The organism is Peptococcus niger (assembly GCF_900101835.1).
In the GTDB taxonomy this organism is placed as follows: Bacteria; Bacillota; Peptococcia; order Peptococcales; family Peptococcaceae; genus Peptococcus; species Peptococcus niger.
The window spans coordinates 21254-46323 of sequence record NZ_FNAF01000008.1 but is presented as its reverse complement, the minus strand read 5'-3'; the positions used below and the strand labels follow the sequence as shown (position 1 = coordinate 46323).

General features: G+C 47.4%; 28 protein-coding genes and 1 pseudogene. 20 read left to right on the top strand and 9 right to left on the bottom strand.

Annotated features, from left to right (window positions below; translation table 11 throughout):
- Window positions 1-32: 32 nt before the first annotated feature.
- Window positions 33-1274: a hypothetical protein gene (locus BLQ16_RS06885; protein WP_144019674.1), complete on the top strand. Its 1242-nt coding sequence runs from the start codon at window positions 33-35 to the stop codon at window positions 1272-1274.
- Between the two features lie 78 nt (window positions 1275-1352).
- Here BLQ16_RS06885 and BLQ16_RS06880 read toward each other — a convergent pair whose 3' ends face one another.
- Together BLQ16_RS06880 and BLQ16_RS06875 are read right to left on the bottom strand one after the other, a co-directional pair.
- On the bottom strand, window positions 1353-2642 hold the full coding sequence (locus BLQ16_RS06880) for a stalk domain-containing protein (RefSeq protein ID WP_159428023.1): 1290 nt from the start codon (window positions 2640-2642) through the stop codon (window positions 1353-1355).
- Window positions 2643-2715: 73 nt separating this feature from the next.
- Complete coding sequence (locus tag BLQ16_RS06875) at window positions 2716-2913, bottom strand: ferredoxin (RefSeq protein ID WP_091792005.1); 198 nt, start codon at window positions 2911-2913, stop codon at window positions 2716-2718.
- A gap of 136 nt (window positions 2914-3049) precedes the next feature.
- Between BLQ16_RS06875 and BLQ16_RS06870 the strand changes: the two genes are divergently transcribed.
- The 16 genes and pseudogenes from BLQ16_RS06870 to BLQ16_RS09935 all read left to right on the top strand — a co-directional run bounded on the left by BLQ16_RS06870 (window position 3050) and on the right by BLQ16_RS09935 (window position 17406).
- On the top strand, window positions 3050-4240 hold the full coding sequence (locus BLQ16_RS06870; RefSeq protein ID WP_091792004.1) for a D-alanyl-D-alanine carboxypeptidase family protein: 1191 nt from the start codon (window positions 3050-3052) through the stop codon (window positions 4238-4240).
- Between the two features lie 32 nt (window positions 4241-4272).
- Window positions 4273-5469, top strand: coding sequence for an NADP-dependent isocitrate dehydrogenase (locus BLQ16_RS06865; RefSeq protein WP_091792003.1), 1197 nt, complete (start codon window positions 4273-4275; stop codon window positions 5467-5469).
- 69 nt (window positions 5470-5538) lie between these two features.
- Entirely contained in the window at window positions 5539-6981 is a 1443-nt protein-coding gene (locus tag BLQ16_RS06860; RefSeq protein WP_091792002.1) for a copper amine oxidase N-terminal domain-containing protein, read from the top strand.
- Between the two features lie 103 nt (window positions 6982-7084).
- Window positions 7085-7246 carry a transposase gene (locus BLQ16_RS09555; protein ID WP_144019673.1) on the top strand — a complete coding sequence of 54 codons (162 nt, stop codon included), beginning with the start codon at window positions 7085-7087 and terminating at the stop codon, window positions 7244-7246.
- 56 nt (window positions 7247-7302) lie between these two features.
- Window positions 7303-9150: pseudogene (locus BLQ16_RS06855) on the top strand (DUF4368 domain-containing protein).
- A gap of 99 nt (window positions 9151-9249) precedes the next feature.
- Entirely contained in the window at window positions 9250-9843 is a 594-nt protein-coding gene (locus tag BLQ16_RS06850) for a TetR/AcrR family transcriptional regulator (protein ID WP_009529548.1), read from the top strand.
- A 19-nt stretch (window positions 9844-9862) separates the two neighbouring features.
- Window positions 9863-10450 carry an MptD family putative ECF transporter S component gene (locus tag BLQ16_RS06845; RefSeq protein ID WP_091792001.1) on the top strand — a complete coding sequence of 196 codons (588 nt, stop codon included), beginning with the start codon at window positions 9863-9865 and terminating at the stop codon, window positions 10448-10450.
- 19 nt (window positions 10451-10469) lie between these two features.
- Entirely contained in the window at window positions 10470-11171 is a 702-nt protein-coding gene (locus BLQ16_RS06840) for an energy-coupling factor transporter transmembrane component T (protein ID WP_009525613.1), read from the top strand.
- Window positions 11164-12558 (top strand): ATP-binding cassette domain-containing protein, encoded by a 1395-nt coding sequence (locus BLQ16_RS06835; RefSeq protein WP_091792000.1) that lies wholly within the window; start codon window positions 11164-11166, stop codon window positions 12556-12558. Before BLQ16_RS06840 ends, BLQ16_RS06835 begins: the two co-directional genes overlap by 8 nt.
- 24 nt (window positions 12559-12582) lie before the next feature.
- The gene (locus tag BLQ16_RS06830; RefSeq protein ID WP_091791999.1) at window positions 12583-13944 is read left to right on the top strand and encodes an MATE family efflux transporter; all 1362 of its coding nucleotides are present in this window, start codon (window positions 12583-12585) and stop codon (window positions 13942-13944) included.
- Between the two features lie 279 nt (window positions 13945-14223).
- Window positions 14224-14598 (top strand): sigma-70 family RNA polymerase sigma factor, encoded by a 375-nt coding sequence (locus BLQ16_RS06825; protein WP_479724471.1) that lies wholly within the window; start codon window positions 14224-14226, stop codon window positions 14596-14598.
- Between the two features lie 129 nt (window positions 14599-14727).
- Window positions 14728-15078 carry a hypothetical protein gene (locus BLQ16_RS06820; RefSeq protein WP_091791998.1) on the top strand — a complete coding sequence of 117 codons (351 nt, stop codon included), beginning with the start codon at window positions 14728-14730 and terminating at the stop codon, window positions 15076-15078.
- 313 nt (window positions 15079-15391) lie between these two features.
- Complete coding sequence (locus BLQ16_RS06815) at window positions 15392-16450, top strand: PDDEXK nuclease domain-containing protein (RefSeq protein ID WP_091791997.1); 1059 nt, start codon at window positions 15392-15394, stop codon at window positions 16448-16450.
- 160 nt (window positions 16451-16610) lie between these two features.
- Window positions 16611-16724, top strand: coding sequence for a hypothetical protein (locus BLQ16_RS09940; protein ID WP_091791996.1), 114 nt, complete (start codon window positions 16611-16613; stop codon window positions 16722-16724).
- A gap of 90 nt (window positions 16725-16814) precedes the next feature.
- Entirely contained in the window at window positions 16815-17141 is a 327-nt protein-coding gene (locus BLQ16_RS06805) for an IS3 family transposase (RefSeq protein ID WP_091791995.1), read from the top strand.
- A gap of 67 nt (window positions 17142-17208) precedes the next feature.
- Window positions 17209-17406, top strand: coding sequence for an IS3 family transposase (locus tag BLQ16_RS09935; RefSeq protein ID WP_091792032.1), 198 nt, complete (start codon window positions 17209-17211; stop codon window positions 17404-17406).
- 144 nt (window positions 17407-17550) lie between these two features.
- On the opposite strand, the gene BLQ16_RS06795 is transcribed toward BLQ16_RS09935, so the two are convergent.
- Window positions 17551-19008, bottom strand: a complete 1458-nt coding sequence (locus tag BLQ16_RS06795; RefSeq protein ID WP_091791994.1) for a bactofilin family protein — start codon at window positions 19006-19008, stop codon at window positions 17551-17553.
- A 160-nt stretch (window positions 19009-19168) separates the two neighbouring features.
- On the opposite strand from BLQ16_RS06795, the gene BLQ16_RS06790 reads away from it, so the two are divergent.
- Window positions 19169-19933 (top strand): hypothetical protein, encoded by a 765-nt coding sequence (locus tag BLQ16_RS06790; protein WP_091791993.1) that lies wholly within the window; start codon window positions 19169-19171, stop codon window positions 19931-19933.
- Between the two features lie 80 nt (window positions 19934-20013).
- Here the strand turns inward: BLQ16_RS06790 and BLQ16_RS06785 are convergent, their stop codons facing one another.
- From BLQ16_RS06785 to BLQ16_RS06770, 4 genes are all read right to left on the bottom strand, one after another.
- Window positions 20014-21246, bottom strand: a complete 1233-nt coding sequence (locus BLQ16_RS06785) for a sensor histidine kinase (protein ID WP_091791992.1) — start codon at window positions 21244-21246, stop codon at window positions 20014-20016.
- Window positions 21243-21911: a response regulator transcription factor gene (locus BLQ16_RS06780; RefSeq protein ID WP_091791991.1), complete on the bottom strand. Its 669-nt coding sequence runs from the start codon at window positions 21909-21911 to the stop codon at window positions 21243-21245. Before BLQ16_RS06780 ends, BLQ16_RS06785 begins: the two co-directional genes overlap by 4 nt.
- Window positions 21889-22545 carry a GTP pyrophosphokinase gene (locus BLQ16_RS06775; protein ID WP_091791990.1) on the bottom strand — a complete coding sequence of 219 codons (657 nt, stop codon included), beginning with the start codon at window positions 22543-22545 and terminating at the stop codon, window positions 21889-21891. The genes BLQ16_RS06780 and BLQ16_RS06775 overlap by 23 nt, the downstream gene beginning before the upstream one ends.
- A 124-nt stretch (window positions 22546-22669) precedes the next feature.
- Window positions 22670-22951 carry a GNAT family N-acetyltransferase gene (locus tag BLQ16_RS06770; RefSeq protein WP_091791989.1) on the bottom strand — a complete coding sequence of 94 codons (282 nt, stop codon included), beginning with the start codon at window positions 22949-22951 and terminating at the stop codon, window positions 22670-22672.
- A gap of 142 nt (window positions 22952-23093) precedes the next feature.
- Here BLQ16_RS06770 and BLQ16_RS06765 point away from each other — a divergent pair, with 142 nt between their 5' ends.
- Complete coding sequence (locus BLQ16_RS06765) at window positions 23094-23471, top strand: hypothetical protein (RefSeq protein WP_091791988.1); 378 nt, start codon at window positions 23094-23096, stop codon at window positions 23469-23471.
- A gap of 20 nt (window positions 23472-23491) precedes the next feature.
- The gene (locus BLQ16_RS06760) at window positions 23492-23815 is read left to right on the top strand and encodes a hypothetical protein (RefSeq protein ID WP_091791987.1); all 324 of its coding nucleotides are present in this window, start codon (window positions 23492-23494) and stop codon (window positions 23813-23815) included.
- 176 nt (window positions 23816-23991) lie between these two features.
- Here the strand turns inward: BLQ16_RS06760 and BLQ16_RS06755 are convergent, their stop codons facing one another.
- Together BLQ16_RS06755 and BLQ16_RS06750 are read right to left on the bottom strand one after the other, a co-directional pair.
- Window positions 23992-24426 (bottom strand): flavodoxin, encoded by a 435-nt coding sequence (locus BLQ16_RS06755; protein ID WP_091791986.1) that lies wholly within the window; start codon window positions 24424-24426, stop codon window positions 23992-23994.
- Window positions 24427-24441: 15 nt separating this feature from the next.
- Window positions 24442-24993, bottom strand: a complete 552-nt coding sequence (locus BLQ16_RS06750) for a DUF3793 family protein (protein WP_091791985.1) — start codon at window positions 24991-24993, stop codon at window positions 24442-24444.
- Window positions 24994-25070: the final 77 nt, after the last annotated feature.

Sequence of the window (25070 nt, the reverse complement as noted above, 5' to 3'; positions counted from 1 at the left end):
AATTTTGAGATAATACCTGTACTTAAGGAGGGATGGCTATGGTTTGTCCCAAGTGTGGGGCGTCGGACCAGGAGGGCTTGTATTGCGGGTCTTGCGGGGCGCGGCTGGATGGTGAGCGTCGGCGCGGCTGGCGGCGGTTTTTCGGGCCGGGAACGGGTCGGACCTGGATTGTCTTTTTGGCGGGCTTGGCCTTTGCCCTGGCGGTTCTTCTGGGCATTTCAATTGCCCAGGACCGGTCCCTGCCGCAAAATTTGCAGACGGTCCAGGTGTCGAATAACCCCTATGCGGAGAGTGAAGCGGTTAAAAAACTGCGGACGGCGAAGCCGATTGACCCGGATCCGAACTTGCCCCAGGACAGTGTGGTGGGCTATTGGCAGCGTTACCATTTGAGTGGCAGCATTGATAAGATGGACGAGGATTACTACCGCTGGTTCTTAGGGGACCGGGTCTTTGCGGTCCGCTTTAACAAGGACCACTATCAGGTGACGGCAGATGAAGAGCGCTACTATGATTTCGCCTTTAAGGCGGAGGATGAATGGGGCTTTCTCAAGGCCTATACCAAACGCGGCAAGGCGGTCAAGGAGCCGGACTTCTCGGAAGGCTTCAGCGTTTTCCGGGTGGGACCGGACGGCCGATTGACCCGGGCCATGCGGATTAACCGGGATGCCTTTGCCCTCTTGGGGCAAACCTATGGTGAGATCGCCGGTACTTACGGGCCCGGGGCGTTGACGGTGATCAACGGCGACCAGTACATCGTCTTCCGCGGTGACGGCGGGAATGTGGCCTTGCAATTTTCAGGGGACACGGTTCCGCTGGCAAGTGAGGCCGGCCACCCCTGGCACTTGGTGCCCCTGTCGGATGTCAAGGACGAGGGCGCTGACGGGGCAGGAGGGCTTGAAACGGCAGACCCGCAACCGCCGGCCAAGGAGTCAAAGGAAGCAGAGACTCCCTCGCAAAAGGACCGGAAGGTGAAAATTCCCGACCCGGCGACCTTCCCGGCGACCAATGCGGTGGCAACCGGGGCGGTATGGGCGGATTTGGGCTTTTTTGTAGACGGCTGTCCGCCGACCCTGTCCCTGGATGACCTGGGCAAGCTTCTGAATGTCGACTTTGAAACGGGCCGGGCCGGCGCCATCTCCGGCTACCATTTCTACGGGATGGAAGATGGCTATTTTGCGGCGACGGTTACGGTGAACGGCGCCGCCTACAAGGTGAGTGGCTACGGCGACCACTTGGACCGGGCCAAAACGCGGATTTTTATTGAACGGCAGTAGCAGACCGGATTTTTTGGACAAGAAAAGGGCAGGCTGAGCGGAGTGCTCAACCTGCCCTTTTCTATTTTGCGGGGGCCTTTATTTTTTTGTAAAGATGACGCCGGTGGTCCGGCCGCGGTCGCCATAAACGGGGCGGACGGCGTAGCCGGTGGCGTCTGCCATAAAACGGATGGGCACCATGGTGCGGCCGTTCTTGCTGATGAAGGGACGGGCATCCATTTGGATGACCTTGTTGTCTATGGCGTAGTGGTCATAGCCCAGGGTCATGGTGATGATTTTATTGTTAAACTTGGTGGTGATGGTACGGATGTTGTGGTTGTAGTTGATTTCCGCACCCAGGATTTCGCCGATGGCCCGGTAGGGGACGTAGGTGCGCCCGTCTTTAACGAGGGGCGGTTCGTCCATGTAAACGCTGCGCCCGTCCACGTCCATGACCAGGTTGCCGATGCTCAGGCGGACGGTTTGCGGAGAATAGCTGTAGGCGCTGAGCGGGATGAGAACCGGCTCATCCTTGCGATTGAGGCGAATGCCGAGAAGGCCCTTGCCGTCGGCTTTGCCGGACAGGCGGACGGTGGCCATGCCATTGTCATCGGTCATGACGCTGTCGCTGGCCAGGCGAATGCCGGGGGCATTGCTGGTAATGTAAACCGGGACCCCGGCGCCGATGCCGGCCCCGTTTGACCGGTAGAGGTGCAGGGTCAGGATGGTCGGCGTCTGCCCATCTTGATGGACAGGGATGTGGACGTCTTTTTCAGTGTGGGCGCGTGGCGGCTGGACGGTCAGCCCCTTGAGCTCAACCCCCTTGATGGAGGGGCTGATGCGCATAAAGGCCACATCACTGACGATGGCCGTTCCCACCGTCAGGGTGCGGGCTTTAGGGCCGGTGGCATTAAAGCTTTGCGCGTCATACAGGGCCATTTCCGCCGGATTAAAGCGTGCGCCGGCCGGGATGAAAACACCCTTTAACAAATAGCTGCCGGCTTGGGTAAACCGCACCTTAAAGGTGCGCTGGCGTTGAAATCCCGGACCGTCGGCAATAAAGACGCCGGGCGCGCCGCTGCCGCTGTGAACGTAAAGCCCCTCTTCAATGGAGCGCGGCACCAATTCCATGCTTTGCAGGGGGACGGTGCCGTCCGGATCGGTTACCCAAAAATAGAGCTTGCCCGCCGGCGGGTCCGACAGAGGCCGGCCGTTGTCACCCAGCAAGCCGATGGTGATTTCAGCCGGCTCGTAAGGGGCCAGAGAGCGGCTGGCAGAATCCGTATAAATAAAAGAAGCGGAATTGGAAACATCTTCCGCCTGAACCGGTTGCGGTATGATTAAGAAGCCCAGCAGCAAGACCGCTGCCAGTGGTAAGCGAAAACGCATAAAATCATCCTCCTTAACCATATTGTACCAAAAGCGGTCAAGGGCTTTATAACAAGTTGGTTACAAATCCCGGTCAATCGTCTGCGTCGGCAAAAATAATTTGCTTGGGGCAATACTGCTCGGCCTTTCTTACCGCGGCCTGGACGTCAGGATCCTGGGGCGATTGGCTGTGGACCCGGGCCTGGTTGGCGGCATTCAGCTCAAAGACTTCCGGCGCCAAGGCCACGCAAGCGCCGCAGCCGATGCAGCCGCCTGAAATGCTGATGTACATGAGAACTCCTCCTTTGGTCTACTGTTTTTTTACCCAGGAGAGGCCAATGCTATGCATCGCCTCTTGGACAGGGCGGTGGAACAGGGTATAATAACGGTAACTTAGCAATCTTCTGATGGCATAAAAGGAGGCAGTTATGAAACATCATGCGCTAACGGCGCTCGGACTTGTGCTGGCCCTGGTTTTCAGCACGCCGGTCATGGCGACAGCAGCCCCCCTACCGGATAAGGCGCTGGTTGTGGACGGGATCCTGCTCATCAACAAGACCTACCCGATTGGCCCGGACTACGACCCCATTCCCAATGCCCCTGACAACAAGCAGCTTCTGCCGGAAGCCCAAAAGGCTTTCAACGAGATGCGCAGCGCGGCACAAAGGGAAGCCGGCCTTAATCTCTTTGTCCTGTCGGGCTACCGCAACTATGCCTACCAGCAGTGGCTTTACAACAGTTACCGGGCCAATGTCGGTGACTATGCCGATACCTTCAGTGCCAAGCCGGGCATGAGTGAGCACCAGAGCGGCTTGGCGGCGGATATTGGCGACTTGCGCTATCCTGGGGCCACCCTGGAAGTGACCTTTGAAAACACAGATGCCGGCCAGTGGTTGGCGGCCAATGCGCCCCGGTTTGGTTTTATCCTGCGCTTTCCCAAAGGGCAGGAAGGGGTGACCGGCTACCAGTATGAGCCTTGGCATTTCCGCTACGTCGGCCGGGAAACAGCCCAGCGCATGACCGCTGCCGGCGTGCCCACCCTGGAAGCCTGGTTGGGGATCGATCCGTCCGCCGGCCGTGCCGTGGGTTATCATAAGATCGGCAATGTTCTTGTGAACCGGTTGCCGGCCCCCTTGGGCGGCTACCTGATTAATGGCTATCACTACTACAAGCTGAGGGACTTGGCCCAGGCCTTAAGCGGCACGGCAGCGGCCTTTTCCGTAGACTATGACGCGGACAGCCGTGAAATTATTTTGCAGCGAACCCCTTTTGCCAGCAGTGAGGAGACAATTGCCGGAGAGACAGGCATGCCCTGCCGCAGTGCCCTGATGGACGACATTCGCGTGCGGGTGGATGGCGGTGCCTTTTCCTTGAGCCGGGCGGTGATTGACGGTTTCAGCTACATCAAGCTGCGCGACCTGGCAGGGCCCCTGGGCTTTAAGGTCGACTGGCAGGAAGCGCCGCCGACGGTGCTTTTGACCACGCCGGAGAAGCCCCTTGCCGAGCCTGATAAGCAGTTCGCCGGGCAAGGGGAGCAGGGGCCGTCAGAGAGCGCTGCCCCAGTAGAGGCCCCTGCCACATCCGACCCGGCACCATCTGCCGGAAGAACCGTCGGTTGATTTTTTGATAAGAAGAAAGTGAGGAAGACCCTATGGCAAAAATAAAAATGACAACCCCCCTGGTGGAAATGGACGGGGATGAAATGACCCGGATCCTCTGGGGATGGATTAAGGACAAGCTCATCCTGCCCCATGTGGACCTGAAGACGGACTACTATGATTTGGGCCTGGACCACCGCAATGCCACCGATGACCAGGTGACCCATGAGGCAGCCGAGGCCATTAAAAAATACGGCGTTGGGGTGAAGTGCGCCACCATCACCCCAAATGCCGCCCGGATGGACGAATATGATTTAAAAGAAATGTGGAAAAGCCCCAACGGCACCATCCGGGCCGCCTTGGACGGGACCGTTTTCCGGGCGCCAATCCTGGTCAAGGGCATTGCCCCCTATGTGGCCAATTGGGAAGCCCCCATTACCGTGGCCCGTCACGCCTATGGTGACCTCTACCGGAATGTAGAACTGGCGGTCAGCGGCCCGGCTACGGCGAAAATGGTCGTCCAGTATGATGACGGGCGGACAGAGGAAAAAGACATTTTCCGCTTTGAAGGGCCGGGTATCGTTCAGGGCATGCACAACCTGGACGCGTCCATTGAAAGTTTTGCCCGCGCCTGCATGACCTATGCCCTGGACACCAAGCAGGACCTCTGGTTTTCGACCAAAGACACCATTTCAAAGGTCTACGACCACCGGTTTAAGGATATTTTTGCCGAAGTCTATGAGAAAGACTATAAGGCTGCCTTTGACCAAGCCGGGCTGGAATATTTTTACACCCTGATTGACGATGCGGTGGCGCGGGTGGTCCGGTCTCGCGGCGGCTTTATCTGGGCCTGCAAAAATTATGACGGTGACGTGATGAGCGATTTGGTGGCAACAGCCTTTGGCAGCTTGGCCATGATGACCTCTGTCCTGGTATCCCCGCAGGGCTATTACGAGTATGAAGCGGCGCACGGAACGGTCCAGCGCCATTACTACAAACACTTGCAGGGTGAAGAAACCTCCACCAACAGCGTGGCCACCATCTTTGCCTGGTCAGGCGCCCTGCGCAAACGGGGCGAACTGGACGGCAATTCAGACTTGCAGGCCTTTGCCAACCGACTGGAGCAGGCCACCCTGTCCACCATTGAAGCCGGTGAAATGACCGGCGACCTGGTCCTCCTGTCCACCTTGGCCAAGAAGCAAAAACTGTCCAGCGAAGCCTTTTTAGACGCAATTGCCGGGCGGTTATAAGGCCCTTGTTTGCCTGCAAACTTTTTGCGTAAGAAGAGCAAGCAAATCAATTTATGAAGGAGTGAGCTTATGTTCAACCAATCACGTAAATGGCTCGCCGGCCTGCTGTGTGCAGGTTTGCTGGTGACGAGCCTGCCCCTGACGACGGCCCCTCTTGCCGCCGCGCCTTCGTCCGTTTCCCCGTCCTTTGCCTATGGGCCCTGGGCGCCGGAAGAGATGACGGTCAGCCCGGACCAATTGAAGGCCGGTGAAGCCGGGGTCATCCAGGTTAACTTTGACCGGAACTATTCCCCGGCAGCCGGTGACCGGCTCGAAGTGGCCGCTCTGGATGGGCAAGGGAAGAAACTGGACAAGGAGAGCCAGGAGATTGCCCTGGACCAGACCGCCACAGTCGGCGCAGTTGCCGTATCGGTAACGCCGTCTGCCCAGGTGAGCAAGTACCTTGTGACCTATAAGGGGGCCCCCGGGAATACAGCCAAGTTGAGCCGTACCCTTAAGGTGACCGGCGGCTTAGCAGACCTCAAGCCGGAACTGACCTATGCCAATTTGCGGGTGGCCCCCGGTGAAACCGTTGCGGCGCCGACTCTGGCCCTGGTGGACCAAGCCGGCAACCGCCGGTCTGCCCAAGCGGTGACCTTCAGCGTCACCGGCGCTACCGTGGATGGAAGCATCAATAAAGACGGGAGCTTTGTGGTGGCAGGCAATGCCCCCATCGGTTCATCGATTATCGTCACAGCCACCGCAGACGGTTTAAAAGCGACGGCAACCTTTACCGTTACCCGGGCCAGTAAGACGGAAGGCATCGTTTTAAAAACATCCTCCAGCAAGGGGGTCGTTGAAGCGGAAAATGACGTGACCTTTAGTTTACAAAAAGACGGCCAACCGGTGATCTTAGAATGGAAGCCGACGGTCGTCCGGGTAGAATTTTTGAACGGTGCTCAGGCCATCGGTTATGCGGTCGATTTGAACAAGATTAGCAGCGGTGGGGAAGGAAAGCTGGTCTTGAAGTCTCAGACCGCCGCCACTGTTCAATGGCGGCTGGTTTTATCAGATAACGAGGGCCACCGGTTAAGCACTGAACCGGTCGATTATACCTTTGCCGCCGGTCAGCCGCCGGTGCAAAAGCGGACAGTAGCCTTGGACATCGGCTCGACGAATTTGGTCGTTGACGGGGATATGGTGGTCGCCATGGATTCAGCACCGGTGGTGGTGAACAGCCGGACCTATGTCCCCTATCGCGCCGTGGCCCAGGCCTTTGGGGCCAAAGTGACTTACAACCATGCGGCACGGACGGTGACCACCACTTTGGGCGAGCAAAAGATTGTCATGACCCTTGATCAAAAGACCTACCAGTTGAATGGGGCCAACAAGCACATGGACGTGGCGCCTTACGTCAACCAAGCCGGCCGGACCATGGTGCCGGTGCGCTTTGTGGCAGAAGCCCTAGGCTTCCAGGTCACCCCGCGCTATCGCGGCAATGGCACCACCCAGGGGGTTTCCTTTAGCCGCTAGTCAGCGGACAAGTGCCGGCCTCGGCAGGACAAGATAAAAAGCGATGTAACTGCACTGACCCCCAAAAGTTGGACCAAGAAATCTAACCTTTGGGGGTCTTTTAATGGCAAAATACAGTTATGAATTGAAGAAGAAAATTGTTGAGGAATACTTGAATGGAAACGCAGGTCATAAAATCCTGGCTAAGAAATACCAAATTGGCAAATCACAGATCAGACGCTGGAGTTATAGAATTAAGAAGAACACTTCATCACTATTTGAGTGAAAAATGTTTTGCTTAATTCTTTTTTTATTGAAGAATTTGAGCGAAAGGAGGTAATCGTGAGAAATTATGAGAAAATAACCGCCTTGTATGAAAGGTTAAGTCGAGATGACGAACTACAAGGTGAGAGTAATTCTATCATGAATCAGAAGAAAATCTTGGAAGAATACGCAAAGAAAAATCATTTGGAGAACATCGTTCATTTTACCGATGACGGAATCAGCGGGACGCAGTTCGATCGTCCGGGATTTATGGAAATGATGAATGGAGTAAATACTGGAAATATCGGTTGTATCATCGTAAAGGATATGAGTAGACTCGGCAGAGATTATCTCAAAGTCGGTCAATGTATGGAGATATTAAGACAAAAGGGAGTAAGACTCATTGCCATAAACGACAATGTGGACAGCTTTTACAAAGACGATGATTTTACTCCATTTCGAAACATTATGAACGAGTGGTATGCGAGAGATACATCAAGGAAAATCAAGTCCACATTCAAAGCTAAAGGCGAAAGCGGAAAGCATACAGGAAGCAGTCCACCCTATGGCTATATCAAAGACAAGGACGATAAAAATCAGTGGATTATCGACGAAAAAGCAGCAGAGATTGTCCGAAGAATATTTCATCTGACAATGGACGGAAAAGGACCCTATGCCATTGCAAGGATATTGGAAGCCGACAAGATAGATATACCCGCCTATCATCAGCAGAAATTGGGATAAGGACTACATCAAAGCAAAGTGTTTGAATATCCGTATCGTTGGTGCAGTTCCACGATTGCAAGTATCTTAAAAAAACAAGAATATTTAGGGCATACAGTCAACTTCAAAACAAGGAAGCATTTCAAAGACAAGAAAAGTAAATATGTATCTGAAGATAACTGGCTCATCTTTGAGAACACGCACGAGCCGATTATCGACCAAGAAACCTTTGATAATGTGCAGAGAATACGAGGAAATGTCAAACGGTATCCTGACGGTTGGGGCGAATACCACCCCCTTACAGGACTGATGTATTGTGCCGATTGTGGCAGTAAAATGTATGTTCACAGAACGAGCAACTACAAGAATATCCCCTATTATACTTGCAGTGCCTACACAAAAGTACCTTGTGGAACACTTTGTCCCTCCGCTCACAGGATAAAAGCAGAAGTAGTCTTAAAGCTCATTCAAAGCACCCTACAAGACATTAAGAAAAGCCTTGATGAAGATAACGAAGCCTTTCTCCATTCCATTCAAAACGAAATGGAAGAAAGCGAAAAAATGGAAATGGAAAAGAAAAAGACAAGGCTCACAGATAGTAAAAACAGACTTCAGGAACTGGAACGCTTAATGGGTTGGATATATGAAGATATGATACTGGAGAAGATACCGAATACCCGATATGAAATCTTAAATAATCAGTATGAAACCGAGCAAAGGGAACTTAGTAAAGAAATCGATGAGTTGGAAAAAGCCATCAAGCGATACGAAAAAGAAACCGACAGAGCCAAAAAGTTTATCCGGTTGATTGAACGCTATGATAACTTTGACGAACTGACACCGACCATCATTAACGAGTTTGTAGAAAAAATCTTAGTCCACGAACGAGATCGAAAAGGCAGTCAAACCACCAATCAGAAAGTCGAAATCTACTTCAACTTTATCGACAACTATGAACCGCCGAAAGAAGAATTATCCGAAGAAGAAATGCAGAAATTAAGGGAGGAGGAAGAAAAAGAACGGGCAAGAAAAGACAGGCTTCATCAAAACTACTTGAAACGTAAAGCAAACGGCAAGCAAAAAGAATATGAGGATAGATATAAGGCAAGGAGAGAGGAGAAAAAACAGGAGAAACTAAAGGTTTTGAAAAGAACAGGGATACCGGTAAGTGAGTATAGAAAAATATTTAAAAAACAAAAATGATATACAATAGTTAGTTGACATTAACTATCATATAGTATATAATAAAAACCGACGACATTGTCGGTTTTTTGTTTGTTGAGTAGAAAAGAGGTCTTCATTTTGAAAGAAGAAAAACAAAAAGTAGGACAAATCAAAAAAAAGAAAATTAGAGAAGCTGCAAAAAAATGTTTTTTAACAAAAGGCTTTCAAAGCACAACGATGGAAGATGTCATTACAGAGATAGGTATGAGTAGAGGGGGTGTTTATCATCATTATGCAAGTACAAATGAAATGCTTAAAGACTTAATGCTTGATGGTAATGATTACAGAAACAGCTTGATAAATGAGTATTTGGAAAATAATCGAGGCAAAGATAAATATCAGCAAATGGGTGATATTTTGGTTGATAAGTCACTGGCTGATACAGATTTGATGAGATTATATACGCTCCTTTTACAGGCAAAAAAATATAATGAGGATTTGGAAAAGTTGTATCAAGAATTGAAACTTAATACGACTAATGAACTAAGTTTAATCGCCAAGCAGCTTGGAATTAAAGCAGATATATTTGGTGACGGTTTTTTAGTGAATTATATCAATGGATTGATATTAAGTTCAGAAATTTTAGGTGCGAGAAAGTCTTATAGCGAGCATAAACGATATATAAAAGAAACAATGATAAATTATATTGTTGATGTAGAAAAGAAAAATTAAAACAATTAGGAGGTTTCAAATGAGCAAACGATTAGAGGTAAAGGATTTAATCAATATAGGATTATTTTCCGTATTAGGATTCATATTTATGATGATTGGATCATTTTTAGCAATGATTCCGGTTTTAATGCCGGTTGTCCCATTTGCACAGGGAGTTTTGGTAGGACCTGTAAATATGCTATATTCTACCAAAATTAAAAAAAGAGGAATGATTTTTATTCAATCATTATTGATTGCATTGATATATGTTGCTATGGGACATGGACCTTGGGCATTATTAACGGCTGTTATCGCTGGTATTATTGCTGAAATAATTTTGAAATCAGGAGAATATACCAATGTAAAGAAAGCAAGATTGGCATTTTCAATTGCTCCTCTTTGCACGTTAGGAAATTGGCTCCCAATTTTTATATCAAGAAATGAATATATTAAGCAAATGTTAGAACAAGGATACGATCAAGAGTTCATTGATAAGATGCTTAGTGTTATGCCAAATTGGATTATTGTTGTAATGGCAATAGTAGGAATTATCGGTGCATATATAGGTTGTAGCATTGGAATGGCATTTCTAAAAAAACACTTCAAAAAAACCGGTATGGAAAAATAAGATTTCATGGAGAGTTAGGATGATAATCAAACTTGATTTTCGTACAAAGCTTTTTATGACGATAGTTCTTTCATATGTGATGGTATTAGGCAATATTCAAACAAAGTATTTCGTGCAAGCCATTTTAATATCCACAATTCCGATAATACTTTTAATTAACGCAAAATATATAAGAGTAGCTATTATTGGAGTGGCTACTCTTTTGTTTGTTTATGCTGCTGATAAATTTCTGATAGGGCTTAATTACAATCCTGTGGTTGCAATTTTATTGATAATAGTGATGGTTATTAAAAAAATTCTCCCCGCATTTTTGATGGGGAGATATACCATACTTACATCAAATGTTGGAGAAAGCATTTACTCATTAAAAAAAATGAAATGTCCAGATGAAATAGCCATTCCCTTGACGGTAATGGTACGTTTCTTTTATGCTGCAAGGATTGATTATAGTAATATAAAAAAAGCTATGCGTTTGAGAGGATTGACGCTTAAAAAGTTAATAAAGAGTCCAATTTTATTATTTGAATATAGATTAGTGCCATTATTGATGTGCTTATCAAAGGCAGCAGATGATTTGACGGTATCAGCTATGACGAAAGGGTTGGCTGTAAATCAAAAGAGAACAAGTATTAGTGAAACATATATGGGACTTGTTGACTTTATGTTTTTCTTAATAATGGCATGGATAATCTATCTATATATAAGGGGAAAATATGCTTGAATTACAAAATTTAACAGTGGGTTTTGACGGTGAAAGCATATTGAAAAATATAAATATGATTTTCAAACCCGGTGAAGTAACCGTCATTACAGGACATTCAGGAACAGGAAAAAGTAGCTTGCTAAAAGTTATCAATGGAATCATTCCGGAATACAATAATGCAGAATTAGAAGGAGATATTGTATTTAACGGAAAATCATTGTTTGGCTTGACAATATTGGAACGATCTAAATTTATATCTACAGTGTTTCAAAATCCTAAAACACAATTTTATTGTATCAATTCAACCGATGAACTGGCTTTTCAGTTGGAAAATAGAAACATAGACAAAGATTTGATTTTAGATAAAATTCAGTATTATTCAGCGGTTTTAGGTACAAAGGAATTATTAGATAGGAATATCTTTGAACTATCTGGAGGCGAAAAGCAGTTGATTGCAGTAACAGCTTGTGGGATTTCTGAAAATGAAATTATCTTGTTGGATGAACCCTCATCTTCCTTAGATCAGGTTGCAATAGAGCATTTACAGAATGCCATTATGGAACTGAAAAAAAGAAAGAAAATTATCATCATTGTGGAGCATAGATTGTTTTATCTGAAAGATATGCTTGATAAATTGTGTGTGATAGAAAATGGAACTTATAAAGAATACACAAAAGAGCAGTTTTGTGATGATTTCTTTGAACAGGTTTCTGAAAAACACAATCTAAGGAGTTTTAATGCGATTTCTAAAAACAATTTTTTAAGCAGGAAATATAAGCAAGTAGAAGTGTTAAAGAAAAATTCTTCAGATCTTGATTGTAAAGCATTGTCTTGTTTGAATTTCAAAAAAAAATATGAAAGAAAGGAAATCTTTGACTTCAGTATTGCCTTTGAATCCGGTATCAATTTCATCATTGGTCAAAATGGTGTTGGGAAAAGCACTTTTATCAATTTGCTGATGGGGCTGACAAGAGGAACAGGAGAGGTGTTTTATAACGGAGTAAAAGTAAAAAAACGATGTGAAAATATTTTTGCGATTATGCAAGATGTTAATTATCAACTTTTTACAGAATCTGTATGGCAAGAAATTTCAACTATTACTAAAGAGGATGAATTAAAAAATGAAATTTTGAGGAGGGTAGACTTATTTGATAAAAAAGAAATGCACCCAAACTCATTATCGGGAGGTGAAAAGCAACGATTATTACTTGCTATGTCAATGCTGAGCAGGAAGCCCATCATAATTTTCGATGAACCGACAAGCGGATTATGTAAAAGGCAGATGGATATTTTGATTGGATTTCTTAATAAAATGACCGAACAAGGAAAGATAATTATCATAATCACACACGATTATGAATTTATAGATAGATGTAACGGAAAAGTATATGAGTTTGTGAAATAAATATAGGTAAAGGAGAATGATACGATGAAAGAAGATATGAAAACACAACTTTTAACCAAAAGTCCTAAAGAACTGTTATTTAAGTTGGCAATTCCCGGAATAATCGGGATGATTGTCATAGGATTGTATCCATTTATGGATGGTGTGTTTGCAGGATGGCTCATTGGTGATTATGCTATGTCAGCCATTAGTGTATCTATGTCCTTAACGATTATAAATGGAGGAATATCGGCATTGATTGGCGTTGGAAGTGCCTCAATACTATCAAGAGCAATCGGAAAGGGCGATAAAGAAACGACAGATAAAATATTCGGGAATTTTTGTTACTGGGTAATATTTTTTTCTGTAATTATCACGATATTGGGTTTGGTTTTTGCACCTCATTTTTTAGATTTGGTAGGAGCTAAAGGAAATATTAAAGAACTTGGTGTGAGATATTTAAGAATAGTTTTCTTTGGCTCTATATTTGTGAATTTTGCTCAAGCGGGAAATATGACAATGCGTGGCGAAGGTGCATTAAAGCAATCAATGATGATTATGGGAGCGGGAGCTATATTAAACATTATTTTAGATCCTATTTTTATGAAGTTGATGGGTGAATATGCGATTGAAGGTGCAGCTATTGCAACTGTAATATCTCAAATTGTACAAGCAATATTGACATTCCACTATTTTTCAAAGAAAAGTGCTTTTGTGGGTATCCATAAAATTCAAAAATACAAGGCAATTTATAGCGAAATGTTCAGTATAGGAAGTTCAGCAATGATGATGCAAATTTTATTTGCAGTACAGCAAACATTTTTGTTTAAGCAAGCCTTTGCGTATGGAGGAGATGATTGGGGAATTTTGATGTCTGCTACAATGCGATTATATATGTTTTCCTTTATTCCACTGTGGGGTATGAGTCAAGGCTTACAACCTGTTATTGGAGCTAATTTCGGAGCAAAACAATACGGAAGAGTAAAAGATACGATGAAGATTTTTATGTATGGTGCAACAATTCTTGCAGCAGCTTCATGGATACCATCAATGTTTTGTTCAGAAAAATTACTATCATTATTCAGTGTGAGAAGGGAGATTATTGAAGTTGGTGTTGTAAATTTTAAGATGTTTTATTCTACATTCATCTTATATGGAATTATGATTATGACACTTACATTTTTCCAATCCATAGGAGATGGAAAAAAAGCAGGCATGATTGTAATGCTTAGACAGTTAGTTTTATTTATTCCTGCAATATTACTATTTCCAAAGGTGTTTGGAGCGTCAGCAGTTTGGTGGACAGAACCTATCGTAGACTTTAGTATGATTATGTTAGGACTGTTTTTAATGCTTAATGGACTTAAGAAGATGGGAAAACAACAAATTACAAACAGTTTTAGGTAGCTTAAAAGACAAAATAAAAAATTAGAAAGGTTTGATGTATGAATATTGTTTAACTATAAGGGATGGGTGATTAAAATGGAAAAATCTTTATATACAAAAGAAATAGATAACAAAAATTTCTATTTGCCTTATAGTTGTCTATTCTCTCAAACAATTAAATACATCTAAAGAAAAGGTAAACTCTTTTCAATTCGGAGGACATTTTACGCCAAAGTGTAGAAGTCCTCTTTTTTTATTCTCAAAAAGCAAAATCAGAGAACAGAAAAGGAGGAATACACAATGGATAAAAAGGATTACTACCTTTATGTCAAAGGAAAAGCGATTAAGGTCAGTGAAGAAGTATATAAAGCCTATTGGAAGATAACCGAGCATGAAAAATACCTTATCAAGAAAGATTGGAAAAACAATGTAATACCGTTTTCAGCACTGGATTATGACGGACACTTTGTAGACAACATCATAGATGAAAGAATAGACTTAGAAAAAATTGTAGAAGTCAAAATGCAAATTGAAGAATTAAACAAGGCATTAGCTACACTCACAAAAAAAGAAAGAGAGTTGATAGAAGCCATTTTCTACAAAGAAGAAAGTCTAAGGTCGATTGGCAAAAAAGAAAAAAGTAAGCTATCAAGCAATTGGGAAAAGGAGGGATAAGATTTTAGAAAAACTAAGAAAACTTTTAGAAGATAAATTCTAAAGAGATGGGAAAGGTTAAGTATCAAAGAAAGGTACTTAGCCTTTCTTTATTTGGAACGTAACAATATTGAAACGGAGGAATGAAAAATGAAAGAGTTAGAAAATGTAATGAGCCAGTTAGAAAAAGAAACCAAGAAAAAAGAACAGGCGGAAAACAAGATTAAGCTATTAAAACAGAAAAAAAGTAAACTGAAAAGAAGTGCCGATACGAAAAGAAAAGTAGAAAAAGGTGGCGTGTTTGAGAAATTTGAAAAACAGATAACCGGAGTAGAAGAAAATACAGATAATGATTTAATCTATGCCTTTTTAGATTATGTACTTTCCGATAATCGAAATAGAGAAAAGTTAAAAGAACTTACAGAAATTCATTTAAGAGAAAAAGAAATCTCATTAGAAGAAAAACCAAATCTTGAAGAAGAAAACACAAAAATGTATTAGAAACTGAGATGGAGCAAAGTGAGAAACATTTTAACACTTTGCTTTTTTGTGGATTTGAAAAATCTACAAAAAGCAAAGTTCACAGGGGTCTAAGGGGGAGTAGCCCCTTTGAATAAATAAAAATGCTTTAGCGTTTTTATTTCCTTAGCGGAGCGAATAGCTTTCCGCAGGAACGCAAAGCACCGAGTATAGTCGGTGTATCTTTGCGCCCTTTGAAAAAGGGAGCGAAGATACCCCCTGAACATTAGGATAGTAAAATTCCAAAACTAAAAACAGATAAAGGAGAAAAAGACAGTGGAAACCAAAAGTTTGCATACTCATAGAGAAAGTAAGAAGTAGCCAACTTAAAGCTGCAATAAAGGTAAATTATGAGTTGCTAGATTTATATTGGACTTTGGGAGAATACATTGTAAAAAATCAAGAACAACATTCATGGGGAGATGCCTTTATAAAATCGTTAGCTAAAGATTTACAAAAAGAATTTCCTGATATGAAAGGTTTTTCTGAAACAAATATTAAGTATATCAGAAGATGGTATTCATTTTATATGAAAGGGCTACAAGGTGTAGCCGAAATAGAAAATAACGACAGCAAATCAAAAGGGCTGCAGGCTGTAGCCCAATTTGATGAAAGAGTGATTAACCATATTAAACAGATACCATGGGGACATAATCAAAGAATAATAAATAAGTGCAAGACCATTGATGAAGCCATCTATTATGTTAATAAAACCATTGAGAACGGGTGGAGCAGGAATGTACTTGAACATCAAATAGAAAGCGGATTATATGGCAGAGAAGGAAAATCTATAACAAACTTTGAAAAAAGGTTACCCGCTTTGCAATCAGATCTTGCAAGACAGACATTAAAAGATCCATATCATTTTGACTTTCTTACCATTCGTGAAGGATACGATGAGAGAGAACTTCAAAAAGAACTGGTTGACAAGATTTCTGATTTTTTGCTTGAACTTGGCGAGGGGTTTGCTTATATCGGCAAAGAATACCACTTAAATATAAATGGCGATGATTTTTATATTGATTTGCTGTTTTACAATTTGAAACTCCATTCTTACATTGTTATAGAATTGAAAGCGGAGAAGTTTAAGCCGGAACATTTAGGACAGCTTAATTTCTATGTAACAGCAGTGAATAGAGAGCTAAAAACCGATAGAGATAATGCTACGATTGGACTTCTTATTTGTAAAGATAAAAACGATGTTGTTTGTGAATATTCATTAGAACAAATATCACAACCTATAGGTATCAGCAAATATGAGATTACTAAATTGCTTGAATCAGAATATAAGAGCAGTTTGCCGAGTATCGAAGAAATAGAGAAAAAGATTAAGGAAATAGATACGGATAATTAAAAATAGAAAAGAAATGAATGGATATTAGCTAATGACGATTGGAAAAAATCACTAATCGTCATTTTTTATTGCAAAGAAAGGAGAAAATATGCAAGAAAAAAGAAATGAACAAACTACAGGAACAAAGACGATAAAGAAGATTGGAAAGACCACTTAGGAGGTGATTGTCCATTTTAATGATAAAAGCAGTGAAACTATGCAAGATAAACTAAAAAGGATAATGTTGAGGGAATTTCGGAGAAAATCGGACGAAAAAAAAGATGATTTTGATTAAAAAGTCCTTGACAAGTAGCAACAGGGTCAACAATTACAAATCCAACTAACAGAGATTCTTGCCGCCATAAAATTTCCAAAATCCACCTTTATGTACTGGCAGAAAAAGTGGAGCAGAGAAGATAAAGACCAAGCTTTAAAAGACGACATCCTGGCCATTCGGCAGGACCACAAAGACTATGGCTATCGAAGGATCCACCTGGAACTGAAGAACCGTGGTTGGGTGGCAAACAAAAAGAAAGTTCAACGACTGGTCCAGGTCATGGGCCTTCAAGTCCCTTCCTATGGCAGGAAATACAAGAAATACAGCGCCTACAAAGGCGTCGTTGGCAAAATCAAGAAATATCGCATCCATCGACGCTTTAACGCCTCTGTCCCTTACCGGCGCACCTTCCACTCCGATCGCGGCTGGGGCTAGCAAATAACGGCCTATCAAGCCAGGCTGAAAAACATCACATCTTTCAGAGCATGTCGAGAAAAGGCAACTGCTACGACAACGCACCCATGGAGAATTTTTCAGTCTACTGAAAAGAGGAATCTACGATGGCTACGTTTACCGAAGCCGGGAAGAGCTTGTCCGGCCTATCGAAGGCTTCATCCGTTACTACAACAACGATCGAATCAAGGAAAAGTTAGGAGGCCTGAGTCCGAAGCAATACCGTGAACGAATGACATCTGCATAGAAGGAATGTTATGTAAAATAAAATCGAGCAAGCGAAATGCTTGCTCGATTAAGTCCAACTTTATGGGGTCACTCTAAGCCTTGAAGACTGCATCGTTTTTTTATTGGGGTGGTTGCGTAAGGACCGCTTGGTCCAAGCATGGGCTTAGGCGTCGTGGCTGCCGCTTAAAGGATTTTTAGGGTCCATCGGTTCGACGGGGTTGTCTGACCGGCGGCCATGAGCCCTTTCGTCGATCGGGATATTGATGCGGGTGGCATCGTTATCGTGGTCATCGACCGTCGGCGCAAGCGGTTTTTCCCGGCGGGTGACCTCAGCCGCCGGGACCGGGTTTTCTTTCGGGCTGGCCGTTTCTTCTGCCGGCTGGGCTTCTTCCGCCTGGAGCGCGGCCAAGTCATCTGCCAGATCGTCGGCATCGTTTGCCGCAATAAAGCAAGCGGCAACCATTGACCAGAAGAGCCAGAGGCTAAGCAGGCCGAGGACCATATTGACCATCTGGCCGACGCCGGATAGGTAGCCTGCGCCCGTCTGAACCCCTGCCAGGATGAGAATCATAAGGATCATCAAAAGGGGACTGGCGGTGCCGCGGCAATCTTTTTTGGCACTGAAAAGGGCGGCCAAGAAGAGGGCCAGGACAAAGGCTGGCAAGCTGGCGGAGCTGATGTAAACCGCCATAAAAGTGAGCGCCAGCGGAATGCCTTTAATCGTAAAGAAGAAAAGGATGGCAAAGAGGGGGACGCCGATGGTGAGCAAGAGCCCAATGACCAGGCTTTTCACCGGGCGTCGGAAGAAGGGACGGGTCATCTTTGGCCAGGCGCTGCGGGCACCCAGGCGGATGATCAGCCAGAAGCCGAAGGCGGCCAGGAATGTTTCCAAAAAGGCAAAGAACATATCCAGAGGGGTGTTTTTATCACCGGTGGATGTCCGCAACTGGATGGTGTCACCCTTGATTTTAGCGCCCGGCTCTTGGGTCAATTTACCGCTGTAGGTAAAATTCCCCCCGATGACGCTGCCCTTGTGTAAGCTGACCTTATCGCCTTCAGCTTTGGCATCACCTTTAATCAGGGCGTCAATCCTTATTTTTTCGCCGGAGGCCCAGAGCTGGCGACCAATCGTCCCGGCCAGGGTTAAATCTTGCCCGGCCAGATAGGCTTCCTGGGCAATTTTTGCCGTAGAAGAGGCAGAGAGGGATTGGCCGGTCAGGTAAACATCGCCGCGAATATCCGCCTGCGGGCCCAGGTGAACGCTGCGGCCGGCGGCAAAAACATTGCCGGTGACGACCCCGTCAATAATGACCCGGTTCCCGGCGGCAAAGACATCCCCCTTGACCGTGCCGGATACGGTGACGGTCTCGCCGGTGGCAAAAGCGTTGCCGTTGATGTCTTCAGAGATGGTTACCGTAGAACCGCTGCGAAAAACGGTGCCCCCTTCAGTTTCTGTGGTGGTGGTTGGGACACTGCCCGCGGCGGAAGAGGACCCTTCCGGGACCGCAGCGCTGGTCGGCAGGTCTGTCGCCAAAGCGGCCACCGGCAAAAGGACCAACGCCAAACAAACCATCAAACTGAGCAAACATTTAAACGGTAGGTATAAGCTCTTGTGTTTCATAAGTCAACTCCTTTGCAGGTCAAATCATCTTGTTATCGTACCCTTAGTTTACCGTCAACGGCCATTTGGCGCAATAGGCTCAGGCCCTTTTACAAAACTTTAATGCGCCCATAAAGTATGATATACTACAAAAAAAGCTATTCAGAAAGGGGGCTTTTATGTGTTTTGGTTGAAATCGCTCGTAACGTTTGCCATTATTGTGGTCTTGGTTGTGGTTGGGGTCTCTGGTCAAAATATCCTGGCCCGTCAGCGTCGGCTTTTCCTCGGACTCATTATTCCTCTTGTATATTCGGTGCTGGCGGTGGCGGCCTCTGTGCCCAACTTTAAAACCACCGCTACGGTGAGTTTCAGCGTGGTGTCCTTCGCAGCCTCGGTGGCGCTCTTTGTCCTTTATGCCTTGCCGGCATTGATCACCTGGCTTTTATTGGTGGACATCCGCAGCGAGCGGACCCGCAAGAACCGGTCCCGGACAGACAGCCGCCGTCAGGTGCGGCGCGATGTGACCCGGGAACGCTTTGAACCCCATCGCCCTGAAGCGGCCGCTTCAGGCGCCGCCGGGACAGGGGGGCAGCGGGCAAACCGGCGGCCTCCGGCAGACCGGCCGTCCACAGGGACCCAGCGACCGGCGACAGACCGCCAGCGGCAGGAACAAGCGGCGCGGCGTCCGGTCAGCCATGCGGCTGCTTCTCGGCAACCGGGCATGGGGCCTTCCGGCCGGAAGATTCCCCCGACAGACCGGCGGTCGTCTTCGTCTGATGGGGCGAGGATGTCCTCGTCAGCCGGCCGCGACCGCTATGCCGGCATAGACCGACCGCAGTCTTTTGTCGATACCCTACCCCGCGCAGACAGCTTCCGCAGCTTGAACAAGCAGCGGAAAAACGATGACCCTCACAGCCGGACCGATCGCCCGTCCTCGTCTCGCTAAGAATCGCATAAGAAGAACCTCCGCAGGCGTCCCCTTGTCGCTTGCGGAGGTTCTTTGCAGTGATGGGGGTTACTTGCCGGTTAAGGCAAGAGGACGGTAAAGGTGATCCGGTCATCTTGCAAGTCGGCGGTCACCTGGCCTTTATGGGCTTGGACAATGGCCTTTGCCATGGACAGGCCAATGCCAAAGCCGCCGCTTTGTCTGGCGCGGGAAGGGTCGGCGCGGTAAAAACGCTCAAAGAGGCGGTTTAATTCGGCCACATTGGGCGGGTTCAGGCAGGTATTGCTCACAGACAGGCGGGCCCCCTGGCGGTTGTGGCTGTGGAGGGCAATCTCCACCGTGCTGTCTTGAGGAGAATATTTTAAGGCGTTGTCCACCAGGACGGAAACGAGGTTGGCCAGGCTCTGGCCGTCGGCTAAGATACGAACATTTGGCTCAATGGCGATGGCCAGCGCTTTTTTATCGTGCTGGGCCACCGGCTGAAAGGATTCGGCGATTTCCTCTGTGATTTGAGAAAGATCTTGGAGTTCATAGTCTCGTGGCCTCATGGCCCGGTCCTCCATGGTGGAGAGCTTTAACAATTCACCAATCAGGCTGTTCATCCGGTCCACCTGGCGATGGATGCTTTCCGTCCATTCGCTTTGGCCACCGGTCAGTTCCAGGATGTCCACATTAGCAGAAATAATCGACAAGGGCGTTTTCAGTTCATGGCCGGCATCACTGATAAAGCGGCGCTGTAAATTATGATTATCAATGATCGGCTGAACGGCGCGTTTGGAAAAAAGGACCACCAAGATAAAGGTGGCAAAAAAGGCGACAATGGAGACGGACAGGCTGTTGCGGATAAATTCCCGGCGCAAGTTGGCCTCATTCTGGGTGTCCAAAAAAATCAAGAGCTTGCCCTTGCCCTCCTGGATGACCCGGTAACGGAAATGATCTAAAGACCCGCGCGGCTTATCGCTGTTGAGGGCCATGCGGGCCAATATTTTTGCCCGGTCACTGCCGGTGCCGGCAATATTGCTCAAGTTGACCGCGTAAGGGCGGTCTTCACCATTTAAGCGGACGGTAAAGTAGCGGGTTTCATAAGGGGTTTCGGCGCTCAGTTTCAACTCTTTCCGCAGCTTGCCGTCAGCGGCATGAATATTTTGCGGCAAGCGGCCTTCATGGGTGGCGATTAAATCGATAAGGCCGTCAATTTTATCGATGTTCTGCCAGTAGGCCAGGCCGTTGATCGCGCCCAAGAGGACCATCATGACCAAGAGGAGGGCGCTCATGGCGGAAAAAATAAAGCGCCAGCGCAACCGGCGAATCATAGGTCCGCCTTTAGGTAGACGGTGCCGTTATCCCGGACCAAGTGCCCGGCGGCGCCGACGAAGTCCAGTTTTTGCTGGATGTAGTCCAGGTAGAGGCTCAGCGTATCGGCGCTGGCATTGGGCAGGCTCATCCGGTGGAGTTCGCTGTGGGCGATGGGCTGGCCGGCGTGTTCGATCAAGGACCGCAGGAGCTTGGCCTCGTCCGGCGCCAGGGCCAGGCGCATGGTGCTGCCTTGGAGCATGTTGCTTCGACAGTCCAGGAGGACATTGGCCCAGTGGACCTCCTGCTCCTTGGGGGCGGCGTTTTCCGCGCGCCGCAGCAAGGCCCGGACCCGGGCCAGGAGCTCGCCCATGGCGAAGGGCTTGGTGAGGTAGTCGTTGGCGCCGGCGTCCAGGCCGCGAATGGTATCGTCCGTGGCGCTTTTGGCCGTTAAAAAGATAGCCGGTGTCTGGTCTCCGGCGGCGCGGAGGGTTTCCAGGAGGGTGATGCCATCCATCACCGGCATCATAATGTCAAAAATATAGCCGTCATAGGCCTCGGCTTGTGCATAAGCCAGGGCCTCTCGGCCGTCATCGGCCACCTGGACCTCATAGCCTTCATGGGACAGGATTACCTCTAAAGCCCGGGTCAACTCCCGTTCATCATCGGCCAGTAAGAGTCTCATCCGAATCGTCCTCCTTATCGTAAACAATGCGGTCGCGTATGATCATCAGGTTAATGTCCGTTGAGGCCAGTTCATCGGCGCACCGCTTCAGTTCGGAAGCCATCATGGATTCGTTTAAGAGGTGCTTTTTGTAGCGCAAATGATGTTCCAAGGTGGCCCAGCAGTCCATTGAAATGGTACGGATTTGAATTTCCGCATTGATCCATTGGCCGATGTCCGTGCGCACCCGCACCTGCAAGTGGTAGGACCGGTAGCCGGAAGGCTTTGGGTGGCGGATGTAATCTTTCTCAGCCACCAAAATAAGGTCCGGCCGGGCTGCCAGCCAACTTTTAATGGTGTAGCAATCGTCAATAAAGGTGCAAACCAGCCGGGTGCCGCAACCGTCAAAAAGGTCTTGGGCCCCCAGGCGCAGCCCGTCCTTGTTCAACCGGGCCAACTTTTCTTCCATAGACGCCGGCGTTTTTATGCGGGCCTTAATGTACTCAATCGGGTTGCGCCCGTTTTTATTCAGCAATTCGTATTCCATTTCGCCGAATAAAAGTTCCAGTGCTTCCCGGGCTTCCACCAGCCGGTCGTAATAGCCGCCGTAATACAGGCGGGACGCTGTTTTAATGTTAAATTCCGTTGACGCCATAGCGCTCCCCCTCTCTGCTTTGCGCTTCTTTTTGTCATATTGTCGCACGTTTTCCGGGCGCTTTCAAGCGGTTGACAGCTGACAAAAAACCGACCGCAAGGGGTCGGTTTAGGGCAAAGCCCGCTTACAGCCGGACATCCTCGTAAAGGTCCGGGGCTTTTGCAAAAGCATCCGCCACGTAGCTGCAGTCTGCAATAATGCGCCAATCAGACCGCCGGGCCTCCTCAACCAAGGCCGTCAGCAAGCGCTTGGCCACGCCTTGCCCGCGCAAGCTGTCGCTGACAAAGGTGTGGGTTGCCCGCACCGCGCGATTTCCCGCCGGGACAATGTCCAAGTAGGCCGGCGCCGTGTCCGGGTCATCGCCCAGGTAAAAACGATTGTTGTTAAAATGAATGGGGTCAGTCATAGGGGTCCTCCTTATTAACCTGCCTGTGTCTTACCTTTCCTATACCCGAAAAACTTAGCCGATCCCCGAAAAAACGGGTAAAGATTGACATATAATCGTCACAATATTAAAATAGAGTTATCATTGAAGAGGAGTGGAAGGGATGTATACAACTGTTTATGCTCAATACGATACCCCGGAACATTTGAAACACGGCCTGGATGCGCTGCCGGCAGAAGCCTTAGAACGTGCAGTGCTGATGGTATCGCGCCGCCAAGCTGAACTCTTAGACGGCAAACCCGTTGCCCCAGACCCGGTAGCGGTGGAAGAAGGGGAAGAAGCCCCGGCCCCTGCTGAGCCGGCACCGGCTTTTGACGCCCTGAATCTGAAATTATGGAAAAAACAGCGGACCGACCTGCCAACCATGGCCGTCGGTGATGTGCCGCCGGAAGAAGCAGACCTGCGCGATATTGCCAACAGCTACCGCCCCTATTTGGACCAGGGCAAAATTCTTGTAGTGCTGCGTGGCCGTCACAAGTAGAGGAGAAAAAGGAGACCATTATGAAACAATACGTCGTAGACCCGTCCAGTAATACCATTATGAAAGAAGAACAGGAACGCATTGATGGCAAAGTGGCCCTGGCCATCTGTGTGGCCCTGGTGACCTTTGTTACCCTGTTGATTATGAGCCTTTTGCCCAACCGCCGTCGGACCCTGCAAACCGCCAAACAAGCCGTTACCCACTTGCGCAAGGAAGACCTCTTGGCGCAACTCAGCCAAGGCGCCGGCTCTGCCGCCAGCGTCGGTAAAGAAGCGGTTAAATCCGTCCGCGACCAAGGCCTGTGCAAAAAATGCCTCTGCCCCCTGGGCCGTTTATTCAAATAAAGGCGACTTGTTTGCCGCGATTAGAAAAAAGCCGTTGGATAGACAGTGACAGCTGTCTTATCCAACGGCTTTTCTATAGGCGGGCTTGCCTTTCCCGCTGCCAATAAAGGGTCTCTGGCAAAAGGACCTTGTCAGGAGACCCTTCTTTTGCCAGAGACCCTCAATTTTTATTTCGTTTACGCCTTTGCTAATGCGGCGCCCAAATCTTTGGCGGCAGCTTCTTCGTCAGAGCCGGCCTCCGGAGAATCTAAGATGGCTAAGCCGTCGGCCACCAAATTGGCACCGAGTTGGCTTGCTTCTTGGGCCCAAAGGTCCATCCATTCGCCGCTATTCCAGTTGTAAGAGCCGAAGAGGACGATTTTCTTATCTTTCAGCTGGTCTTTGACAGAATCCCATAAGGGCTGGAAGTCTTCCGATTCCAATTGTTCGTCACCCATGGCCGGGCAACCGAAGGCGATTTTTTCGCAAGCGGCCAATTCTTCTGCATTGGTATCCCAGGGTTGCAACATGGTGACTTCTGCACCGGCTTCCCGGGCGCCGGCGGCAACCAGATTAGCAATATTTTCAGTGTTGCCGGTACCGCTCCAATAAACGATGGTGATTTTACTCATTTGACATTGTCCTTTCTAGCGGGCTACGGCCAATTCCGGAAGCCGGCGGCCGCGGCGGTATAAATTGCGATAACAGTGACTGCAGCGATCGTAACGATTGAAGCAAAGTTGTGCATTTTCCGTTTCCGAATAAGCACACCAATGCCCGCATAAGAGACATTGGGCGCCGCCCAATGCGATAAAACTTTTCACATCTTCCAGCGGATAAGATAAAAACACGCCCACTTCATGCGGAAAGGCCGGACAGGTTTGTATGCGCTTTGCTAAACTGTCCAGCGCCGTGTCAATCGTTTCTAGTTGGTAGCCATAAGTCAATAAAAAATCCCGGACGTCAGGGTTGGCAAGGTCACGCGCCAAGTCGCTTTCTCGATATAAATAAACCAGCGTGGCACGATCCTTTTTTGCGAAGAGGCGTAAGGCCAGTCCACAGTCTGCCAGCAGCCCTGTGAGCCGGTTTGCTTCTTGCTTGACAATGGCATCCGGAATCCCGTGGGTGTTAAAAAGCCCCGCGGTTTTCAGACCGGCCAGGGTAGGGGCACAGTAGTAAATAAGTCTCTGCTCAAACATCGGCGCTCCTTTTGTTAGGTACAGCTAACTACAATGCTAATTTATCAGACCGGGCTGTCCTTGTCAACTGTAGAAGG

Excerpts from the sequence above, each read along its gene's own strand:
- BLQ16_RS06885 (WP_144019674.1), top strand. The coding sequence starts at position 33 with ATGGCTATGGTTTGTCCCAAGTGTGGGGCGTCGGACCAGGAGGGCTTG.
- BLQ16_RS06880 (WP_159428023.1), bottom strand. The coding sequence starts at position 2,642 with ATGCGTTTTCGCTTACCACTGGCAGCGGTCTTGCTGCTGGGCTTCTTA.
- BLQ16_RS06875 (WP_091792005.1), bottom strand. The coding sequence starts at position 2,913 with ATGTACATCAGCATTTCAGGCGGCTGCATCGGCTGCGGCGCTTGCGTG.
- BLQ16_RS06870 (WP_091792004.1), top strand. The coding sequence starts at position 3,050 with ATGAAACATCATGCGCTAACGGCGCTCGGACTTGTGCTGGCCCTGGTT.
- BLQ16_RS06865 (WP_091792003.1), top strand. The coding sequence starts at position 4,273 with ATGGCAAAAATAAAAATGACAACCCCCCTGGTGGAAATGGACGGGGAT.
- BLQ16_RS06860 (WP_091792002.1), top strand. The coding sequence starts at position 5,539 with ATGTTCAACCAATCACGTAAATGGCTCGCCGGCCTGCTGTGTGCAGGT.
- BLQ16_RS09555 (WP_144019673.1), top strand. The coding sequence starts at position 7,085 with ATGGCAAAATACAGTTATGAATTGAAGAAGAAAATTGTTGAGGAATAC.
- BLQ16_RS06845 (WP_091792001.1), top strand. The coding sequence starts at position 9,863 with ATGAGCAAACGATTAGAGGTAAAGGATTTAATCAATATAGGATTATTT.
- BLQ16_RS06840 (WP_009525613.1), top strand. The coding sequence starts at position 10,470 with ATGATAATCAAACTTGATTTTCGTACAAAGCTTTTTATGACGATAGTT.
- BLQ16_RS06835 (WP_091792000.1), top strand. The coding sequence starts at position 11,164 with ATGCTTGAATTACAAAATTTAACAGTGGGTTTTGACGGTGAAAGCATA.
- BLQ16_RS06830 (WP_091791999.1), top strand. The coding sequence starts at position 12,583 with ATGAAAGAAGATATGAAAACACAACTTTTAACCAAAAGTCCTAAAGAA.
- BLQ16_RS06825 (WP_479724471.1), top strand. The coding sequence starts at position 14,224 with ATGGATAAAAAGGATTACTACCTTTATGTCAAAGGAAAAGCGATTAAG.
- BLQ16_RS06820 (WP_091791998.1), top strand. The coding sequence starts at position 14,728 with ATGAAAGAGTTAGAAAATGTAATGAGCCAGTTAGAAAAAGAAACCAAG.
- BLQ16_RS06805 (WP_091791995.1), top strand. The coding sequence starts at position 16,815 with ATGTACTGGCAGAAAAAGTGGAGCAGAGAAGATAAAGACCAAGCTTTA.
- BLQ16_RS06795 (WP_091791994.1), bottom strand. The coding sequence starts at position 19,008 with ATGAAACACAAGAGCTTATACCTACCGTTTAAATGTTTGCTCAGTTTG.
- BLQ16_RS06785 (WP_091791992.1), bottom strand. The coding sequence starts at position 21,246 with ATGATTCGCCGGTTGCGCTGGCGCTTTATTTTTTCCGCCATGAGCGCC.
- BLQ16_RS06780 (WP_091791991.1), bottom strand. The coding sequence starts at position 21,911 with ATGAGACTCTTACTGGCCGATGATGAACGGGAGTTGACCCGGGCTTTA.
- BLQ16_RS06775 (WP_091791990.1), bottom strand. The coding sequence starts at position 22,545 with ATGGCGTCAACGGAATTTAACATTAAAACAGCGTCCCGCCTGTATTAC.
- BLQ16_RS06770 (WP_091791989.1), bottom strand. The coding sequence starts at position 22,951 with ATGACTGACCCCATTCATTTTAACAACAATCGTTTTTACCTGGGCGAT.
- BLQ16_RS06765 (WP_091791988.1), top strand. The coding sequence starts at position 23,094 with ATGTATACAACTGTTTATGCTCAATACGATACCCCGGAACATTTGAAA.
- BLQ16_RS06760 (WP_091791987.1), top strand. The coding sequence starts at position 23,492 with ATGAAACAATACGTCGTAGACCCGTCCAGTAATACCATTATGAAAGAA.
- BLQ16_RS06755 (WP_091791986.1), bottom strand. The coding sequence starts at position 24,426 with ATGAGTAAAATCACCATCGTTTATTGGAGCGGTACCGGCAACACTGAA.
- BLQ16_RS06750 (WP_091791985.1), bottom strand. The coding sequence starts at position 24,993 with ATGTTTGAGCAGAGACTTATTTACTACTGTGCCCCTACCCTGGCCGGT.